This window comes from Bacillus sp. CGMCC 1.16607 (assembly GCF_042683745.1).
GTDB lineage: Bacteria > Bacillota > Bacilli > Bacillales > Cytobacillaceae > Pseudoneobacillus.
The window spans coordinates 151270-169281 of the sequence record NZ_JBHUJX010000022.1; the positions used below are offsets into that span (position 1 = coordinate 151270).

The window sequence follows — 18012 nt, forward strand, 5'->3', positions numbered from 1 at the left end:
TCAATGGACAGATTTGAGACATTTACTGAGCAGTGGATCCCGATTATTGGTAAGTCATTAGGAGAAACGTTTCAAATGGTTTCGATTTCTCTTGTGTTGTCTGTTTTAGTCGGAACTGGGCTTGGTATTCTTTTAGTGTTAACAAGATCTGGTCAACCGCTTGAAAATAAATGGACCTATCATGGATTAAACCTATTGATTAATATTATTCGGTCCGTCCCCTTTATCATTTTATTATTCTTTATCTTACCTTTTACAAAATGGGTTGCTGGAACAACGATAGGGGTAAAAGGAGTCATTGTTCCTCTAGTTATTTATACAGCTCCCTATATTTCTAGATTAGTAGAAACAGCCTTATTAGAAATGGACCATGGTGTCATTGAAGCGTATCAAGCGATGGGGATTAAGAAGAGACATATCATTTGGAACGTTATGTTAAGGGAATCAAGGTCATCGCTTGTTCTAGGACTTACGATTGCAACAGTAAGTTTAATTGGAGCAACCGCGATGGCAGGTTTAGTTGGCGCGGGAGGACTTGGAGATTTAGCGTATCGCTTCGGGCATTTACGATATGAGGTTGACGTGATGTATGCCACCGTGTTTATTTTGATTGTGATCGTACAAAGCATTCAAACAATAGGAAATAAATTAGCTACACAGTTGAAAAAGGACTAGAGGGTGAGATTTTGCCAAAAGAGCTTTATATTGAAAAAACTGGATCGATCGCTACGTTGATTATCAATCGACCAGATAAAAAGAATGCGTTCACTTTAGCCATGTTTGAAAAATTGCCCATTTTAATAGAAGAAGTTGAACAGGATTCTTCTATTAAAGTGCTTATCATTAAAGGAATTGATCAAACGGCTTTTTCAGCTGGTGCTGATATTACAGAGTTTTTGGAAAATCGCTTCTCAGAAAAGAAGGCGAAAGAATACAATGATAAAGCTCTTTATGCCGTTGATAGGCTATATCGATTTTCTAAACCAACCATTGCTGTGATCCAACGTCTTGCTGTTGGTGGAGGGCTAGAATTATCACTTGCCTGTGATTTTCGCTTTGCCTCCGATGATAGTCTACTGGGAATTCAAGCTGCTAAACTCGGATTTATTTATAACTTAACGAGCACGAAAAGATTACTAGATACGGTAGGACCATCAAAAACAAAAGAGCTACTTTTCTCTGCAAATTTAGTTGATGCAAAGGAAGCTTTGCGAATCGGATTAATAGACTATGTACAGAGCAGCGATGAAATACAAGGGCAAGCATTGCAATTGGCCGAGCAATTAGCAGAAAGGTCAACCGTATCGACTACTGGAATGAAAAAGGTGATCCAATCCATTTTAGATGGAGCTATCGAAGAGGATGAGGCGATTTCTTCACTCATATTGAAATCATTCCATTCAGAAGATTATAAGGATGGGATTCAAGCATTTTTGGAAGAAAGAAAACCACAGTTTAAATAGAATGGTAGGGAATAAATAATGAGTACGAAAACAAAAGAGAATGATGCCTTTCTACAAAGTATTAACTCATCAGAATATTTTCCGATTTCGTTTGAAGAGTTGGAGCAGGAAGCAAGAAAGAAAATGTCGGTAGGCGGTTTTGGTTATGTTCGATCGGGGGCTGGTGGAGAAGAGACGTTAAGGAAGAATAGCGATTCCTTTTCAAAGCTTTCGGTCATTCCTAGAGTATTGTCTAATGTATCCAATGTGGATACGAGTATTACTTTATTTGGTCGAACATACCCGTATCCGTTTTTATTAGCTCCAGTAGGAATGCTTAAGCTTGCACATGAAGATGCTGATTTGGCTGCAGTAAAAGGGGCATCCACTCACAACATTCCTTTTGTGTTAAGCACAGTTTCGAGTTATTCCATAGAAGATGTGGCTGCGGTTGCTGAAGAAAGTTCAAAATGGTTTCAACTTTATTGGTCAAATAATGAAGAAATTGCTTATCATATGGTCGAACGGGCAGAAGAATCAGGTTATGAAGCCATTGTATTAACCGTTGATACGGTTATGATGGGCTGGCGCGAAGAAGATATGAAAAATCGGTTTTCTCCATTAAAACAGGGAATCGGGAAAGCGAATTACGAGACAGATTCAGTTTTTCTAAATTCCTTAGAAAATCAAGATTCTGATGCAATCATCGAAGGAATTCTTAATAATATTCATCATCCTACACTTAATTGGAAGCATGTCGCCGCTCTAAAAGAGAAAACATCTTTACCTATTTTATTAAAAGGAATCCTTCATCCGGAAGATGCCAAATTGGCAATCGAAAATGGCGTGGATGGTATTATCGTCTCGAACCACGGTGGCAGACAGCTTGATGGAGTTATTTCAGCCATCGATGCCCTTCCTCAAATTGTAGAAGTAGTTAAAGGAAAGATTCCTGTTCTTTTAGACAGTGGAATTCGTCGAGGAGCTGATGTAGTAAAAGCACTTGCCTTAGGTGCAGATGCCGTTCTTATTGGCAGACCATTCGTATATGGTCTAGCTATAGCTGGTCAAAAAGGTGTAGAGAAAGTGCTCGAACATTTTATACAAGAAACAAAAGTTTCTATCGCTTTGGCTGGTGTTTCAAAAGTTTCAGATCTTCCATCAGTTAAAGTTATTAAAGAAAGTTGATCAGGGGGGGATTTTTAAGAAAGAGGAGTGAGACCAATGAAGCAAGCGTTAAATGGCCTCCGAGTCATTGATTTATCTCAAGTATTGGCGGGTCCTTATTGCACGATGGTTCTTGGGGATATGGGAGCAGATGTGATTAAAATTGAAAAGTTCCCAAACGGAGATGACACTCGTTCAATGGGGCCATATACAAAAGATGAAAGTTTTATGTATATGATGGTGAACCGCAATAAAAGAGGAATATGTATCGATTTGAAAAGTGATGAGGGTAGAGAGGTTCTCTATGAACTTGTTAAAACAGCAGATGTTCTGGTAGAAAATTTCCGACCAGGTATTACCACTAAATTACATATCGATTATGAAACATTAAGAAATATAAATCCCGAACTTATTTACTGTTCCATATCTGGCTATGGGCAAACAGGACCCTACAGCCAAAAGGGTGGATTTGATATTATAGCACAAGGAATGTCTGGTTTAATGGATATGACCGGCGAGAAAGGCGGAAAACCTGTTAAAGTAGGAATCGCCATTCATGATATCGCAGCGGCAGAAAATGCGATTCGCTCTATTTTGATGGCTTATATTCATAAGCTAAAAACAGGTGAAGGTCAATATATCGATATATCACTCGTTGAATCTGGACTTGCCTGGACAGTATGGGAAGCAGCAAGTTATTTTGGAAATGGTGAATTACCTAAACGAAATGGAACAGCCCATAGGGTTTCTGCCCCTTACCAAGGATATAAAACAAAGGATGGATTGATATTAATTGGTGCAGCCAATCAAAAGCTATGGGAAAAGCTTTGCCTCAACGTTATTCATACACCTGAATGGATTACAGACCCTCGTTACTTTACGAATAGTCTGCGTAATGATCATGTCGACGAGTTAGAAGAAGAGTTAGAAGAGATATTAATCCAACAAACTTCAGAATATTGGCTTGACTTATTAGAGAGAAATGGAATCCCATCAGGTCCCATTTATTCATATGATCAAACATTAAATGACCCCCATATTAAAGAGCGGAAGATGATTCTTGAATACGAGCATCCAGAAGCTGGATTAATGAAAACATTAGGTTTCCCAGCTAAATTTTCAAAAACTCCAGGACAATTGACAAAGCCAGCCCCCACACTAGGCCAACATAATGAGGAAATATTACAGGAATCAGGACTTTTCAGTGGAAAAATAAATTATAATAGAAGATAGTATAATTCCTTTAAAATAACTCACAAGCAGTGAGTTATTTTTTTTTACTTAAAATCTTTTTTCTAGTGTCACAATTATTCATTTCGTACGACTGATTAGTAATAAAGAGGAAAAGTAGGTGAAAACTGGTTTGAAAAAAAATAGAGAGCAGCTCGTTATGGAGTGGTATGAATTATTTTATGATGATCTGTATCGATTTATTTTGTTTATGCTAGCAGATAAGCAGTGCTGTGAGGATTTAGTTCACGATACATTTGTACGCGCATATTCAGCATCGGAACGATTTGAAAATCGATCCAATGTGAAAACGTGGTTATTCAGTATAGCTAAGCATGTTGTAATTGATGAAATTAGAAAACGTAAGCGAAGAAGGTTATTTTCAATCATTGGATTGGAAAAAGAAATACCATCTACAACAAATATCGAACAACATATTGAAAACAAAGAAGCGGTATTAGAACTTATGAATTCTATTTATCAATTAAAATCTAATTATAGACTAGTAATTATATTGAAAAAGATTGAAGAATGTTCCACTAAAGAAATTTCTGAGATTTTGAACTGGTCAGAGGTCAAAGTTCGTAAAACACTCTCAAGAGCAATGCAAGCACTGATGAAAATGGAGAATATTGAAGGAGGTGGCCAAGTTGAACAATCAATTTGAAGATCGATGGAAGCAACTCCAACAAATTGAACCAACAAGGAATCAAAAGGACGCTCTGAGAGCTAGAATTCGAATATCTATTCAAGAACACCCTTCATCTACGATCTCGAAAAGAATGATTCAATGGAAAAGCATCGTATCTGTTTGTCTACTTCTTCTAGTATGTGGGGGATTACTCTGGGCATTATTACAAGATGGAAAGCAACCACAGCCTCATTTAGCCGTTCAACCGGAGAATGAAGATGTCTATTTTAGTTGGAAGTTAGATGATGTATATGCTGAGAAGAAAGAAGAAGGATGGGCAATTTTGAGGAAAAATAAACCACTGCAAGTTGGGTCTGTTAATGAAGTAACAGAGGAAGAGATGAAAAGAATTATTAGCAGTTCGCCTATGTTTGTGGACGAAAAACTTGAACATTTCCCTTACCCCACTGAAATGTATATCGAACACATGAAAAGGATGAATGTGGCATTAAGATACCATTTTTTTATACCAATAAATGAGGGGAACTGGGTTCATTTTACCTTTGATTATCATCAACTTGAATTTGCTGAAATTTTTCAAGCCATGGCATCGCTACAAATTAAGGGGATGGAACCCTATATTCATAATGAACAGCTCTATGTTAAGCATGGTTATGGTAGGATGATTTACCCTGTCGGTATTCAACCAATTTCTATCTTACCGAATAAGGAAACATATACTTGGGAAAATGCATCTTTAAGGGCGTATAATGAATATTTAGAAAAAGTTCTAAGTTCGGGTATTTGGCAGAAGAAGTCCATAGGAAATGATTTGCTTCCTAATACTTTTGTGTCAATTGATGGTAATCAAGAAATCACAATTATATTAGAAGGAAATAAGCTAACCTATGAGTTTGTCTACTATAATCAAGAAGAGTGAATGAATTGAATTTTGCAAAGGAGAACGCCTTAATCTGGAAAGTTGCTTACTAACTAAAGAATGCCGTCCATCAAGTTTTCACATATGATGGATGGCATCTTTTTTCTTTTGTATTCCCTAATCATTGTTTCGCCTCTGGATGTACTGGAGACGAAATTTCTGCAATTTTCTCTACAAATGTACCCCATAATGGTCCAATTTTGTATAGATCGCTGTACGGACCAGAAAGCTCTATGCCAACTGTTTTAAATTCTTGTTTCTCAATTATTGTAAACTCCATTCATATATCCTTCTTCAAAGTATGGAAGTTTCTAACTATTATATAGTAAGCTATTATTAGAATTTTTCTAATTGTTTAGGAAGAAGGGATTATCATGATCTATGAAGTAGATATCCATATAAGAAAAAGATTATTTTCGATGTTCAAAAATATGCGAAGCACTATCATTCTATCTTGTCTTCAAGGACATATGGGGAAGGCGTGGGTTGATGACCTAGAAAATCCTTCAGTCGCTCAAATACAAGTAGGGGATTTTGTTTACTATGCGGGAGATCCTCATCGTAAAGAAGCGCTGGAGCTACTACATAATCTTCCAGAAAATACTCATGTCATTGTTCATACGGATGACTGGAAGAACATGATCGAGATGGTTCATAAAGGTTCAATTGAAAAATTCCATCGCTATCAATTTAAAAAAAATCCCAAAGACCTAAACCGAAATCATATACAGACCTTTATAGCCACTTTACCAGATGGGTATGTCCTTAAAAAAATTGATTCATATTTAGCGAATGAACCATCTTTACATCGTGTTTCAAGAGATTTCACAGGCCAATTTGAGTCAATCGATGATTATATGAATAGGGGAATAGGATTTGCTATTTTATATGAAGGAGAAGTCGTTTGTGGGGCATCGTCATACAGCATTTATGATGATGGAATTGAAATTGAAGTAGCAACAGACCCAAAACATCGAAGAAAAGGATTAGCAGCAATAGCAGCAGCTGCATTAATTTTAGAATGTCTTGATAGAGGGATATATCCTAGCTGGGACGCAGCTAATAGTGAATCTGCACATTTAGCTCAAAGGCTTGGTTACATTTTAGAAGAAGCGTACGATACGTACTTTATTAATTATAAAAAATAGAAGTTATGAAATATGAGAGGTAGTTAATAATGACAGAAAATGTATTTGAAAATAATTTAGAAAAGTATATAAACCCCGAATTATATGACCATATGTATGAGAAGTATCAAAAAGACTTAGATTTAATTTTAGAGTATACTCATTTAGTAGAACAGGAGATTATAGAGCTTGCTTGTGGAACGGGGCGGCTAACAATTCCAATGGCAAGACGAGGTTATTCTATGATAGGTGTTGATATACATGAGGGAATGCTTCAGCGAGCAAAGACAAAAGCGGAGGATGAAAAGCTGAATATCAAGTTTTTCCAACAAGATTGTTCAAAACTAGATGTACCTTCAAAGGCATCGCTTATTTTCATGACAGGCAATTCATTTCAGCATTTTTTAACAAATGATGTACAGAATCAATTGTTCGAATCGATAAAGCGTCATTTAGTGCCAGGTGGGTATTTTATTTTTGATACACGTAATCCATTATTATCTGAATTGGCGATTGTAGATGAATATGAAACGCGCTATAAAGATAAAAATAATTATGAAGTGATTGAACAGCATCGAGAGATATATGAAGCAACTACACAAATTCAGCACTGTTATACTAATCGACAAATCTTTGATGGCAATGTACTTGTTAAAACAGAGCAAGATCGTATTCTACTTCGTTATACTTATCCTTTAGAGCTAGAACGATTACTTCAGCAACATAGCTTTGAATTAGTAGAGTGCTACGGCGATTGGAATAAAAATAATTATGCAGCAAACAGTGTTCAAATGGTTATTATTTGTAGATTAGTAGAGAAGTAATAGGTCAGGAAAAAAACCATTCGGACAAAGAAAGGAGAAAACCAGTCTGAGTTGTTCCGAATAAGCCCATCATTCGGACAACAATATGAGATTCCTTGTAGGTGCTGTCCGAATTTGAGCTCTTCAACTTTTTTAAAACATAACCGCTTGATCCAATATTACTTCCTTTGGAGGATTTTCCATTGGCGGTGCATACGGAATTAACGCGAACCTGATTTCCTCCATATGATCCGGTAAGCGGGGGCTGACCATGAAACTGATTTTTGTCTCCCCCCCACCACCATGAGAGCCATTTCTAAAAATGTGGTAATCAGTATTTCCCTTCACCTCAAGCATTAATTGGGGTCTTAAGTGACCAATATTTTCATCCATTTTTAAATGCCTAATTTCAATATGAACAATGCTACTGTTTTGATGCTGCATTGAGTGGGTAAGTGTATACTCGAATTCTCCAACCACTGATTTTCTCATAATCCCAACTACATTGATGAGCTCATCTGCCTCTTTTATCATAGGCGGACGGCTACCATCATTAATGCTGTGCATAAGCCAGCTTATTTGTGGGACTTCCATCTGATACTGTGTTGCCCATTCTTCCATTAATTCCATTGGTGGAAATAAGCGCTTGCCATTTGCGGCTGCTTTTCTTTCATTAAATAACTTAAGAATATTTTCATCTATTTCCTTTAATTGATCGTTATACTCATTCGGTATTGATTTAAACTCTGTCCATGGCATTTATTTTTCCCTCCAAAACTAGTTAATCCCATTCAAGGAATACCCATAAGCACCTACCTATTTTTTCCCCAAAACAAAATGTATCTTAATTCCACTATCCATTTTCTTAGCACTTAAAAATAACATCAAAATGGCCGTACCAATCGAAATACAGAGAGTTAAGACAATACTAATGACAGTCAAAATGGTATGATGTGCAGCTTTCCATTTAAGCATTGAAACGAGAATATTAAAAATTCCCGGTAGCTCAGCACCTTTCTGGAAAAAATCCAATGCATCGGTTGGAATTAGAATAAGAGCAGAAGGCAACGCAGCGACAAATAAGTAAGCGAAAGACAAGCCCATTAATAAAAACGATACACCTGTTTCAAGACGATTTTGTGGATTATTCGGGTTGTACTTAGCCCCGATAGAACCTATCCATAGTCCAATACCCGTTATCCCGAGTGACATGATCGCCACAACGACGATTCCAAATACGATATTTAGGAATCCCCATTTTAAAAAGATACCACCAACCATTTGTAAAATAGTTAGAAAAATAACGGGGATAAGCCAGTTGATCCAAAACTTTCCAAGAGCAATTCGAAAGCCGCTAATCGGAAGCACTTGCAATAAATGAATCGAATAAGCCTCTCTAGCGATTGAAGACGAAGCAAAGCCTCCTGTTAAAAATGTGAACATAAACAGGAACGTTCCTTGTGCAACCATCCAAGAAATTTTAGGATTACTTAAAATAAATTCTAAGCTGCCTTCTTGATTGAAAATCGAAATAAAAGGAAAAACCATAAAAAAGAGAAATGGTAGAAATGCTAACCACTCACGCATATCTCGTTGAATTGTCCGCCATTCTTTCATTCCCATGGCAATAATAGGATGATAAAGCATAACGTTAACTTTACTGCCTTTACGTTTTTTCTTTGGCCTACTTCCTTCGTTCATTTTAATCCAGCCAGTTCTAAATCCTCTTTCAACTAACATCGACGATAGCCAAAGCATTAAAATAGTAACAAGAAAAAGTAAAAAAGCAGGTAAGAAGAAATCAAATGTTCCAGAAAATGCTTCTGCTAAACTTCTGCCGCCCCATTCCATCGGTAACCATTTTGGCATAGGAGGCATTTCACTCATAACCTTTTTATCGACATTTTTCTGCAACATATTTGGCAGCTGAAAAAGAATATAGACAATTACCCCAGCCAATGCACTCATCACAGTCATTAATTCCTTTGCCCGATGAACAGGGATCATTTGAATCAGCAATAAATTTAACAAATAAGCTACACTCATTCCCAGTAACGTGATCAATAATGTAACTAAATAGGTAATTGGGAAAAATAGAAAACTAGCCTTACCAGCAACTCCGAAAACAGTTAATAGAATAATAGAAAAAAGCCATAAGAAAAAAGGCACACCAATAAAACTTTGCAGAAATTTCACCCAATAAATACTTCTTGTTTTAATTGGCAAAGTAAACAAAAACGCTAAATCATTCGTCCCGTACAAGTTTTTAAAGACTTGAGGTACACCAAATAAAATATTAAAAGCTAGCATGCCCGAAAAAGCATAGGAAAAGAATGGGGCATAGGACTCCTTTGGAAAAACGATCGCCATCGCTCCAGCACCCATACTAAGTAGAACAGTGACAATGAGTCCACCAATACTCGCAAACACAACGGCCACCTTCGTACTATCTGGTGCTGTCCGAAATTGATTTTTCCCCATTTGCCAGAATAGAAGTAGAAGAGCCTTTGTCATTTCTCCACCTTCTCTTCATCATCTGCCAATTCCTGAATGAGAGATTTCATATCCAGATCTCCTGTCAGTTCTAAAAATAAATCCTCAAGTGAAGATTGATCGTTGCCATCTTGCTTTCTTAATTCATCCATAGTTCCAATTGCAATGATTTCCCCATTTTTAATAATCCCTACTCTATCGCACATTTGCTCAGCAATTTCTAAAATATGTGTCGACATAAATACGGTCATACCTTGGCGGCACAATGCCTGCAATAAATTCTTTAAGGTCTTTGCTCCTTTTGGATCAAGGCCTACTGTAGGTTCATCAAGAAACAGCACATCTGGTTGATGAATAAAAGCAGCACATAAATTAATCTTTTGCTTCATCCCATGGGAATAGGATTCGATTAATTCATCGGCCCGGCTATCTAATTGAAACAAGGATAAATATTTTTCCATTCTTTCTTCAAATACACTTTGGTCAATTTGAAAAACACTGCCTATAAATCTTAGAAACTCTCTTCCAGTTAGCTTAGGATATAGGATAGGATGATCAGGCACATAAGCCATCTTCCTTTTCGCTTCAATTGGTGACTTCCAAATATTTGTTCCGTCGATTTCTACTAATCCATTACTTGGTTCTAGTAAGCCTGTCATCATTTTGATCGTCGTTGTTTTTCCGGCTCCATTCGGTCCTAAGAAACAAAATAATTCTCCTTTTTTAATATCTAAATTTACATCTTTCACCGCATGGAATGATCCATAACTCTTCGAAAGATTCATCACCTTTATGGAAAGTGGTTTTTCCATTGAAAACACCTCACAAATTTCTATCTGTAATCATCATATCAATAAATACGGATGAATTGGTAAAAGGTTCCTAGAAAATAAGACCTTCCTAAAATAGGAAGGTCCCATCGTTTAAGCATTCAAGTCAAATTGACTGGACTTACTCTTGAAATGAACGATAAAGGTTGCGAAAGCAAGGATCAGGAATACGGCTAAATATCCTAATAAGATTCCAGCGTTGCCATAGGCCATCGTAAAATCTCCAAGAGAGATGATCGATTTAAATCCTTCAATCGAATACGTAAGTGGTAGGTAAGGGCTAATGGCTCTTAAAGATTCCGGTAGCATTTCGATTGGTAGGTTGGCTCCTGTAATGGATAATTGTAAGACAAGTAACGCAAATGATATAAAACGTCCTAGATTTCCTCCGAGTGCGATTAAGAACCAAACAATCATCATGAATGAGATGCTTACCAAAATACCAAACAGCATAAACAAGAAACCGCTTTCAACTTTTAACTTCAGGAATACTAAAGTAAATAAAGTAACAATGACTCCTTGAGATATAGCTAGTAAGGATAGACTCATAAACTTACTGATAAACCAAGCTCCAGCTGAAACTGGTGCACCAATAGGCTTCTTAAAGTCTACAAAAAATGACATAATGATTGTCCCAACAAATAAAGCCAAAGAAATAATGTATGGAGCGGTAGAATCGCGGTAACGTTCATATTCATTTACTGTGCTGCCTGCAAGTTCTACTGGTGAGGCAAACATAGCGATATTTTTATCACCTGCATGAATACTTGAAGTTTTCTCAGAACCATCTTTTAATCCAGTTGCTAATTCTTTGCTTCCATTGTTTAACTGACCGAGTCCATCGTTCACTTTTGTTACTCCGTCTGTTAAAGCAACCCAACCATTCATGACGCTTTCATTTCCGTCACTGACTTGACCCATACCAGAGTTAAGCTTTGCAGCACCAGTTGATAATGCTTTCCAACCTGATTCAACGGCTTGGTTCCCGTTGTAAATCTGATTCGTACCAGCATTTAGTTTCGATACACCAGCCGTCATTGTGCTCCAACCTGATTCAACGGATAAGTTTCCTTCTTTTATCTTTGCTGTACCTGAGTGAATCGTTGCAACACTGCTAGTAATCGTTTTCCATCCTGCATCTACTGTAGCTGTTCCAGCAGCTACTTGCTTCGTTCCACCTGCTAATTGCTTCGCTCCATCACTTACTAATTGCTGTCCCTTCACTAGTTCATCTAGACCAGAAGATAGAGCTTTCGAACCAGGTGCAACCTTTTCTAAACCACCAGCAACAAGATTGGCCCCTTCTTTTAAAGGTTCTGTTTTCGATGCTAAGCCTGTTAATCCATCCGAAACCACCTTGCTTGTTCCGACAAGAGTTAAGAATTCTTTATTCGTTTGCAGTTGTGGATTTTTTTTCAAAAAGGCTTCAAGACCTGCAGTTAGCTGACTCGAACCTGCTGCAAGCTGAGCAGCTCCTTTTTGAACCTCTTCTACTCCAGTTGCCACCTGTTTGCTTCCAGGTTGTAATTGACCTAGTGCTGTTGCCACTTGGTTGCTGCCTGCTTGTGATTGTTGTAATCCTACAAGTACTTTTCCTGTTCCATCCTGTAGATCATTTGCCCCTGTTTCAAGAGCCTTTGCTCCAACTGCCAAGGTAGAAATATCTTTTGACTTTTCCTGTAATGATTTTAATAGTAAGGATGTACCCGCTTCTAGCTCTTTTGTACCAGCAGCTAATTTAGAGATATCAGCAGATTTTGCTTGTAATGATTGTAAGAGTTGCCCAGTCCCATCCTTAAGTTCTTTAGAACCAGCGGCAAGCTTTGAAATATCACCTTGTTTAGAAGTTAAGTTTTCTAATAACTGACCTGTCCCCGCTTTAAGCTCCTTTGCTCCAGTAGCAAGTTTATTGATATCAGCTGATTTTTCCGTTAATGATTGTAAAATTTGGTCTGTCCCATTTTTAAGCTCAGTAGATCCGTCATAAATTTTACCTGATCCTTCAGCAGCAGATTTAAAACCATCGGCAATATCACCTAAATTGGAAAAAATCGTTTTCGCATAGTTTTCCGTTATTTTGTTGGCCAGTTGTTCGCGAATGCGTTCTGTGGCACTTTTTGTTACCTGTGCAGCCATGAAATTTAATCCTTCATTTTGTATATAACGTAGCTCCAACTGTTTTGGATCAGGCTCTAGCACAGTGGCTACTCGTTCAGAGAAGTCTTCAGGAATTTCAATGACCATATAATAGCGATTTTCTTTTAATCCCTTGTCTGCTTCTACTGAATCAACAAATTTCCATCCTAGTGTATTGCTCTTTTTTAAATCCGCAACAAGATCTTTACCCACATTAATCGTCTCGTCACCAGACTTTCCACCTCTGTCCAAATTAACAACCGCTACAGGTAAATTGGACAAATTGTCATAGGGCCCCCATGTGGGGGAGAGTTGAATAGCCGCATAAACTATCGGAATGAGTAAGACCGCAAGAAGTGAGAAAAGAAGACCTTTGTTACTCCTGATTTTGGCCCATTCAGCCAAAAACAATTTCATTCCATTCATAAAAAAATTCCCCCAATATATATTTCTGTTTATATAAAAAGTGATTGAATATTCATTCATTTTCATAAGCAACCACTTATTAATTCTTTATATTCTGAATATTAAAGCAAAATTCCTTCCTAGTTTTTAAGTCCTAAAAAATATTTTGTAAATATTTTCATTTCAATGTAAAAAAAGGTAAAATAGGTGAAATAAATATTTTGAAATGGGGAAAAAGAATGATATTAACAATGAAATATGTGATCTTATATGTAAATGATTTTGAAAAAACGATGGAATTTTACAAGGATATTCTTGGGCTTCCATTGAAAATGCAAGCAGATACATATGTGGAATTTGATACTGGTGCAACCGTTTTGTCCATTAACACTCGTGAATCTGTAAAGGAAATTACCGGTTTATCAGTGTCAGAAGGCGTCAGTTCTTCACAATCATTTGAAGTTGGCTTTGTTGTAAAAAATGTAGAAGCGACAATCGAAGATCTTCGTCAAAAAGGTGTATCAATCATCAAAGAACCCGTCACAAAGCCATGGGGACAAACAGTTGCATATGTAGCTGATCCAGATGGTCATTTTATTGAAATTTGTAGTTCGCTTGACTAATAAGACAATTCCATTGACAAAATCATAAGTTTAATACTATACTAAATTTAATTAATTGAATAATCTTTCTCCTAAAGGGGAGTAGCTTTTACAATAAAGTCGTCATTTCGGAGTATCTATACTCTCGGCTTTATTGGCAACCTATCGTTGTTAGCAAGACCTTTACCTATGGGTAAAGGTCTTTATTTATTTTTTAAAACCTTTACCAATTATGGTAGAGGTTTTTTCTTTGTTAAGGAAACTATAAATACTCGGATGTGGATAACTTCTTATCTTGTATAGTCCATGTCCAGCTCCAGCGCCTAGCCCCTCGAGGTCAAATGGCGCCCCAAAGATGAGGTTAAAGAGCGAACATCCTCTTTGGGACGGCATTTGCTTGTCGGGGCTGACCAGGCGCTTGCGCTTTTGTTATTTTTAGAGAAAAAAATTCAAGTGGACATAAAAAATTAGAGGAGAGTCGAAAAAATGAAAAAGGCAAAGATTCCTTTTACTGATTTAATTAAACGAAACAAGGAAGAGATTTTAAAAGATCGAAAAAAACTAGAGAAAATTGAAAAGCGCATTGATGAAAAGTATATCAAAATTAACTAAGGGGGGAGTTCATTGATTTTAAGAAAATATATGTCTTTGTTAGGAGTCGGATCAGCTAAAATCGATTTAATCCTTCCGAAAACGACCTATCATCAAGGTGAAATGATTAGTGGTAACTTCTCCATCAAAGGCGGAACGATTGAACAATTAATTAAAAGAATAGATTGTGATCTAGTGATGAAAGATGAAATAACTGGGGAAGAAAAGGTAATAGATACAACGTCTGTATTGACAACAAAACTGATTGAATCAGATGAATTGAACCAATTTCCGTTCCGATTCAAGCTGCCTGATTCGATATCCTATTCATCATCAGAAAGGTCCTATCGATTTAAAACAAGACTTACTTTTACTGAAGGTGTAGAAAGTAAGGATCAAGATTTTATTCAAATCATTCCTTATTTTAGCTAGGTTTGGATGCAATCGAAAACATAGGGAAAAATATTTTTTGTTAGAAACCTTTAAGAAAAGATTAAAGAAGGAAGAGGAGGATAGAAAATTATGGAATTTTCAATGCTTTTAGAATATGGTTGGGTTTTAGTACTATTGGTCGCAATTGAGGGGTTGTTAGCGGCAGATAATGCTCTTGTACTGGCGATCATGGTTAAGCACCTTCCTGACGAAGAAAGAAAGCGAGCATTATTTTATGGACTCGCTGGCGCATTTGTTTTTCGTTTTGGTTCATTATTTGCCATTTCGTATCTCGTGGATATATGGCAGGTTCAAGCAATTGGTGCACTTTATCTCTTATTCATAGCGTTCAATCATATATTTAGAAAACTAGTCGTAAATAAAGGTAAAGATAATGCTAAAGAAAAAGAAAAGAAAAAATCTGGATTTTGGGCAACAGTTATAAAAGTGGAATTAGCGGATATTGCCTTTGCGGTCGACTCAATACTCGCAGCAGTAGCATTAGCCATGACACTTCCAAACACGAAGCTTCCTCAAATTGGTGGACTTGATGGCGGGAAATTTCTAGTTATTTTTGCTGGTGGGATCATTGGCTTAATCATTATGAGATTTGCAGCAAACTTCTTTGTTAAATTGCTTCAAACAAGGCCAGGTCTTGAAATTGCAGCATTCGCGATTGTAGGTTGGGTTGGTGTGAAGCTAGCTGTGTTTACATTGGGACACAAAGATGTAGGAGTGATTCCGTATGAATTTGCCCATTCAACAACTTGGAAAATCATCTTCTATGCTGTACTCATTCTTATTGCTGCTACTGGTTGGTTTTTATCAAAAGATAAAACAGATACGCATTCAGGGGAAGGTACTCCTGAAACTGCATAATCTATTAGTGTGAGCCGTTCGTTCTTAGGACGGCTCATTATATAAGGGAAGGAGGATATCTTTGAAATCATTTAGTGATTTGGCTGAAAGTGTGAAATTTACAGTGAAAGGATCAAAATTTTTACTGAATGACAAGGATTCAAGTTTAGAATTTATCGGTGAAGGAAGAAGTGCTTTTGTATTTAGGATTCAATCTACCAATAAAGTGTTAAAAGTCTTTTTTCCACCATTTGCTAAAATAGCGAAGGAAGAGGCTGAAATATACAGAGTTCTTAAGGATTCGTGGTACTATCCAACCCTTTACGAATCAGGTAAGAACTATTTAGTTATAGATTATATTCAAGGGTATACCCTTTTTAGTTGCTTAGAAAGAGGAATTCCAATAACAATAGAAAATATGTGTGCAATCGATGATGCCTTAAATCTTGCAAAGGATAAAGGATTGAATCCTTCGGACATACATTTAAGGAATATTTTTATTACACCAACAGGTAGTATTAAAATGATTGATGTCGCCAGATTTCGTCAAACTAAAACTTGTTCGCAGTGGAAGGATATTAAAGCTGCCTTCTATAGGCTGTATGTGAAACGATTGTTTCCAAAAAAAATTCCTGCATTATACCTAAATTTGCTTGCCTATTTATATAAGAAAAAACTTTTGCCGTCATTATCTTAATTCTTTTTTATCCCAATAATGTATAATTAAGATGCTCTTTAAAAAAAATACGAAGAATCGACCTAAAAGATGGTCCGATTATTCTTTGAAAACCTCTGGAGGTTGGTCTTTTTGGTAACTGAAATATTGGTACTTTTTGTACTGATAATTATCAATGCGTTCTTCGCTGCTTCTGAAATTGCATTGATATCATTAAATGATAATAAAATTAAAATGCTTGCTGATTCAGGGGATAAGAAAGCTAAAATGCTTCATAATCTTCTTTCAGAGCCGAGTCGTTTTTTAGCGACCATTCAAATTGGTATCACTCTCGCTGGCTTTCTTGCAAGTGCTTTTGCTGCTGGGAGTTTTTCGAAAATATTAGCTGATGCACTTTTGGAATGGGGAGTACCGATACCTAGAAATATGCTTGAAACAATTTCAGTCGTTGTGATCACATTGATATTATCCTATTTTACTTTAGTGTTAGGGGAATTAGTACCTAAGCGGTTGGCTTTGCAAAAGGCAGAAGAGATATCTTATTTTGCTGTAATGCCACTAACGATTTTATCTAAAATAACTTCTCCATTTGTAAAACTATTGACCTTATCAATGAACGTAATTGTCCGTTTATTCGGTGTTGATCCAAATGCCGAGGATGAAAATGTAACAGAAGAAGAAATTCGAATGATGGTCGATGTCGGTAAAGAAAAAGGCACGATACAAGATAGTGAAAAAGTAATGATTAATAATATATTTGAATTTGATAATAAAACTGTTTCAGATATTATGACTCATCGTACCAATATAGTAACAATCCCAATCGATTTTAGCTTAAAGGAAACCGCTCACATCGTAAATGTGGAAAAGTACACTCGTTTTCCTGTATATGAGGACAATATTGATCATATAGTCGGAATTTTACATGTAAAAGATTTGATTCAATTTGTGGAAAATTGTGAAGAAGGTACATTTAACTTAAGAGAATTAATTCGTGAACCTTATTACGTACTTGAATCAATCAGAACAGATCATTTGTTCTATGATATGCAAAAAAATAATGTGCATCTAGCAATCGTTGTCGATGAATATGGTGGAACAGATGGGATTGTGACAATTGAGGATTTAATCGAAGAAATAGTCGGGAATATTTTCGACGAACATGATGAACCAGACACGGATGAAGAAGAGATTATAGAAATTGATTCACATACATTTCTATTTCCAGGTACCACGAATTTGTATGAAGTGGAAGATATCCTGAAGGTTAATTTTCACACAAATGAATATGATACTTTAAGCGGATTTGTCATCGGTCAACTTGGATATATACCGGTTGGTAGTGATCACCCTTCCATTGAATATGAAAACTTAACTTTTGCGGTTGAGGAAATGAATGATTTACGAATTATGAAAGTAAAAGTAACAGTAAACGAAAAAACGAATAATGATGTATAAAAGAAGTCGATAAGAACCCAATTCTTATCGACTTCTTTTTTGTAAATAAAAAATACCCAGCATAATTTGCTAGGTGAACTGCCCCCTGTCAAGTAGACAGTGGAAATAATAAAATGATTTAAGCGGCTTTAGCTCTATATTCCATAGGGCTAAGGCCGTTTAATCGTTTTTGATATCTATCATGATTATAA

General features: G+C 36.4%; 19 protein-coding genes. 14 read left to right on the forward strand and 5 right to left on the reverse strand.

Annotation, left to right across the window (positions count from 1 at the left end; translation table 11 throughout):
• Positions 1-3: 3 nt before the first annotated feature.
• The 6 genes from ACFSO7_RS15785 to ACFSO7_RS15810 all read left to right on the forward strand — a co-directional run bounded on the left by ACFSO7_RS15785 (position 4) and on the right by ACFSO7_RS15810 (position 5410).
• Positions 4-675, forward strand: a complete 672-nt coding sequence (locus tag ACFSO7_RS15785) for a methionine ABC transporter permease (RefSeq protein ID WP_377878290.1) — start codon at positions 4-6, stop codon at positions 673-675.
• A gap of 11 nt (positions 676-686) precedes the next feature.
• Entirely contained in the window at positions 687-1463 is a 777-nt protein-coding gene (locus ACFSO7_RS15790) for an enoyl-CoA hydratase/isomerase family protein (RefSeq protein WP_377878291.1), read from the forward strand.
• A gap of 18 nt (positions 1464-1481) precedes the next feature.
• Positions 1482-2630, forward strand: coding sequence for an alpha-hydroxy-acid oxidizing protein (locus tag ACFSO7_RS15795; protein ID WP_377878292.1), 1149 nt, complete (start codon positions 1482-1484; stop codon positions 2628-2630).
• 36 nt (positions 2631-2666) lie between these two features.
• Positions 2667-3842: a CaiB/BaiF CoA transferase family protein gene (locus tag ACFSO7_RS15800; RefSeq protein WP_377878293.1), complete on the forward strand. Its 1176-nt coding sequence runs from the start codon at positions 2667-2669 to the stop codon at positions 3840-3842.
• A 130-nt stretch (positions 3843-3972) separates the two neighbouring features.
• Positions 3973-4506, forward strand: a complete 534-nt coding sequence (locus tag ACFSO7_RS15805; protein ID WP_377878294.1) for an RNA polymerase sigma factor — start codon at positions 3973-3975, stop codon at positions 4504-4506.
• Positions 4490-5410 (forward strand): hypothetical protein, encoded by a 921-nt coding sequence (locus ACFSO7_RS15810; protein WP_377878295.1) that lies wholly within the window; start codon positions 4490-4492, stop codon positions 5408-5410. The genes ACFSO7_RS15805 and ACFSO7_RS15810 overlap by 17 nt, the downstream gene beginning before the upstream one ends.
• A 121-nt stretch (positions 5411-5531) precedes the next feature.
• Here the strand turns inward: ACFSO7_RS15810 and ACFSO7_RS15815 are convergent, their stop codons facing one another.
• Positions 5532-5690, reverse strand: a complete 159-nt coding sequence (locus ACFSO7_RS15815; RefSeq protein ID WP_377878296.1) for a hypothetical protein — start codon at positions 5688-5690, stop codon at positions 5532-5534.
• A 94-nt stretch (positions 5691-5784) separates the two neighbouring features.
• On the opposite strand from ACFSO7_RS15815, the gene ACFSO7_RS15820 reads away from it, so the two are divergent.
• Together ACFSO7_RS15820 and ACFSO7_RS15825 are read left to right on the forward strand one after the other, a co-directional pair.
• Entirely contained in the window at positions 5785-6558 is a 774-nt protein-coding gene (locus ACFSO7_RS15820) for a GNAT family N-acetyltransferase (RefSeq protein ID WP_377878297.1), read from the forward strand.
• 29 nt (positions 6559-6587) lie between these two features.
• The gene (locus tag ACFSO7_RS15825; protein ID WP_377878298.1) at positions 6588-7361 is read left to right on the forward strand and encodes a class I SAM-dependent methyltransferase; all 774 of its coding nucleotides are present in this window, start codon (positions 6588-6590) and stop codon (positions 7359-7361) included.
• A 132-nt stretch (positions 7362-7493) separates the two neighbouring features.
• On the opposite strand, the gene ACFSO7_RS15830 is transcribed toward ACFSO7_RS15825, so the two are convergent.
• From ACFSO7_RS15830 to ACFSO7_RS15845, 4 genes are all read right to left on the reverse strand, one after another.
• The gene (locus ACFSO7_RS15830) at positions 7494-8099 is read right to left on the reverse strand and encodes a hypothetical protein (protein ID WP_377878299.1); all 606 of its coding nucleotides are present in this window, start codon (positions 8097-8099) and stop codon (positions 7494-7496) included.
• A 57-nt stretch (positions 8100-8156) separates the two neighbouring features.
• On the reverse strand, positions 8157-9854 hold the full coding sequence (locus tag ACFSO7_RS15835) for a putative ABC transporter permease subunit (protein WP_377878300.1): 1698 nt from the start codon (positions 9852-9854) through the stop codon (positions 8157-8159).
• The gene (locus ACFSO7_RS15840) at positions 9851-10645 is read right to left on the reverse strand and encodes an ABC transporter ATP-binding protein (protein ID WP_377878301.1); all 795 of its coding nucleotides are present in this window, start codon (positions 10643-10645) and stop codon (positions 9851-9853) included. The genes ACFSO7_RS15835 and ACFSO7_RS15840 overlap by 4 nt, the downstream gene beginning before the upstream one ends.
• A gap of 111 nt (positions 10646-10756) precedes the next feature.
• Positions 10757-13225, reverse strand: coding sequence for a YhgE/Pip family protein (locus ACFSO7_RS15845; protein ID WP_377878302.1), 2469 nt, complete (start codon positions 13223-13225; stop codon positions 10757-10759).
• Positions 13226-13443: 218 nt separating this feature from the next.
• Here ACFSO7_RS15845 and ACFSO7_RS15850 point away from each other — a divergent pair, with 218 nt between their 5' ends.
• From ACFSO7_RS15850 to ACFSO7_RS15875, 6 genes are all read left to right on the forward strand, one after another.
• On the forward strand, positions 13444-13827 hold the full coding sequence (locus ACFSO7_RS15850; protein WP_377878303.1) for a VOC family protein: 384 nt from the start codon (positions 13444-13446) through the stop codon (positions 13825-13827).
• A gap of 465 nt (positions 13828-14292) precedes the next feature.
• Positions 14293-14418: an FbpB family small basic protein gene (locus ACFSO7_RS15855; RefSeq protein ID WP_377878304.1), complete on the forward strand. Its 126-nt coding sequence runs from the start codon at positions 14293-14295 to the stop codon at positions 14416-14418.
• A 12-nt stretch (positions 14419-14430) separates the two neighbouring features.
• Positions 14431-14829, forward strand: a complete 399-nt coding sequence (locus ACFSO7_RS15860; protein ID WP_377878305.1) for a sporulation protein — start codon at positions 14431-14433, stop codon at positions 14827-14829.
• Between the two features lie 90 nt (positions 14830-14919).
• Positions 14920-15708 (forward strand): TerC family protein, encoded by a 789-nt coding sequence (locus tag ACFSO7_RS15865; protein WP_377878306.1) that lies wholly within the window; start codon positions 14920-14922, stop codon positions 15706-15708.
• 61 nt (positions 15709-15769) lie between these two features.
• Positions 15770-16384 carry a protein kinase family protein gene (locus tag ACFSO7_RS15870; RefSeq protein ID WP_377878307.1) on the forward strand — a complete coding sequence of 205 codons (615 nt, stop codon included), beginning with the start codon at positions 15770-15772 and terminating at the stop codon, positions 16382-16384.
• Positions 16385-16495: 111 nt separating this feature from the next.
• Complete coding sequence (locus ACFSO7_RS15875) at positions 16496-17821, forward strand: hemolysin family protein (protein ID WP_377878308.1); 1326 nt, start codon at positions 16496-16498, stop codon at positions 17819-17821.
• Positions 17822-18012: the final 191 nt, after the last annotated feature.